General features: G+C 43.3%; 2 protein-coding genes. One reads left to right on the top strand and one right to left on the bottom strand.

What is annotated here, in order from left to right; genetic code table 11:
• The coding region (locus tag A3738_RS29385) for a P-loop NTPase (protein WP_369819802.1) at positions 1-96 on the bottom strand (96 nt) is incomplete at its 3' end.
• Positions 97-401: 305 nt separating this feature from the next.
• Between A3738_RS29385 and A3738_RS13440 the strand changes: the two genes are divergently transcribed.
• Positions 402-1,798, top strand: a 1,397-nt coding sequence (locus tag A3738_RS13440) for an HDOD domain-containing protein (RefSeq protein WP_156504251.1), incomplete at its 3' end; no start/stop codon positions are given.

The following is a 1,798-nucleotide window of genomic DNA, read 5'->3' as shown; positions in this document are numbered from 1 at the left end:
CGAGCCATTCTTCGCGAGCGCGATGGCTAAATTTACAGAAACGCTTGTTTTACCAACACCTCCCTTACCGCCGGTAATCGCGAGAACACGAGGCATTGGTTTTTGAGACTTTGACTTATTCAAGTTAATGACGTTCATCGGGCTCGCTTTTCGTTGTTTCAAGCTCAAACGCGAACTAGGCAATATGGCCTATCGGTTGTGCTTTTATCGTTGTATTTCAGTAATTCTAAAGGCTTTGCGGAATCATAAAAAGGATTGACAAGCCACAAAACGCGCGAGCTTTGCTCACAATACGACCAGAAAATTCAAGCATCACATAAAAAAGAACGCGCAAACTTTTAATTTTTAAGGAATATTGTCTAAGCTTAAAAAAAAGCGATAAATCCTATTTTTTTGCGAACATGCCAGTCAATTCACAAAACATTTTAAAAGAACTTGAAGTCAGCAAACTACCTACTCTGCCTAGCATCTTGGCTGACGTATTGGATAGCTGCCAAAACCATGATTCAAGTTTTCAGTCGCTTGCAGAAATCATCGCACGTGATGCGAGCATCTCTGCACGCGTTGTGGCAATGGCCAATTCAACTTTGTATAACCGCGGCACCCCTATTCGTTCTTTAGATCGTGCTTTGCTAGTACTTGGCATCGACACCATTCGAACGATTGTAATCACGGCGTCTATCCACCAGTTTTTTTCAGGTTTAAGCCACGGAAATCATGAGTTTTTAAAAGAGTTCTGGCGACGGTCTTTGAGCTGCGCATTACTCGCCAAATCTCTCGCCATACTCACAAGCTACCCTAAACCAGAAGAAGCCTACTTGACCGGCTTATTACACAACATTGGAGAACTCGTACTCTCAAGAAACTTCAACAAAGAATATTTAACTCTGAGAGAAGAGCAGCCCGACGAAGATAAACGCTTAAAGCATGAGTTGGGTACATTCGGTATTGATCACGCAGAACTTGGTGCACAACTCGCAAACGAATGGGGGCTAAGCCCTTATGCAATCGATGCGATTCGTTATCATCACGCAAACACAGTCGACATTCTGGGCGCTCAGCATTTGGTCAAAATATTGTATACTGCAAGCGCTCTTAGCAATGATGCGCAACAGAGCATGCAGCAGAGTGTTGAAACGACGAACAGCTTATTTGAACTCAACCCATCCCTCATCTCTGAAATCTGTCGAAAAATAGATGAAGAAGTTATCCAAGTAGCTGAGAGCATGGGCGTGCAACTCGACAAACAAGATGATCAAGAAGCACATATATCTTTAGCACGAGCCATTAGAGACCAAAATCTTCAAAACATTTCTCGGGATCTTGTTTCAAAAGCCAAGACAAAAATAGAACTCGCAACCCAAATTCAGCACTCTCTGTCACTACTGCTTGGCACTCGCCAAACGGCACTATTTTGGAACGAAGACAACGAACTTGTTCTTATCGAAGACAGCTACGAAGCACCACTTTGTTTCCCTCTAAATGAGGGCAGTAGTCTTGCGGCGAAATCTGCACTGAGAAATGAAGTGCTCAGCTCAATCGATGATGACTCTGCCTTTGTTGCTGACCAACAAATTCTCCGGTTGCTCGATGCACAGCACATGCTCTGTCTTCCTCTACTCGATGGGGAGCGCATCATCGCAGTCATCGCTACAACATTGCATTCAAATAAGGAAAGACTTCATCCTAATTTCTTAAGCATTCTGATCAGCCAATTTAAGCGCCAATGCATAGATATAGAACAAGCCCACTGCGCAGAAAACACTGATTCTGAAATCAACTCATTAAACGCAAAGGT

Source organism: Oleiphilus sp. HI0066, assembly GCF_001635725.1.
This window is presented reverse-complemented; position numbering and strand designations above follow the sequence as displayed.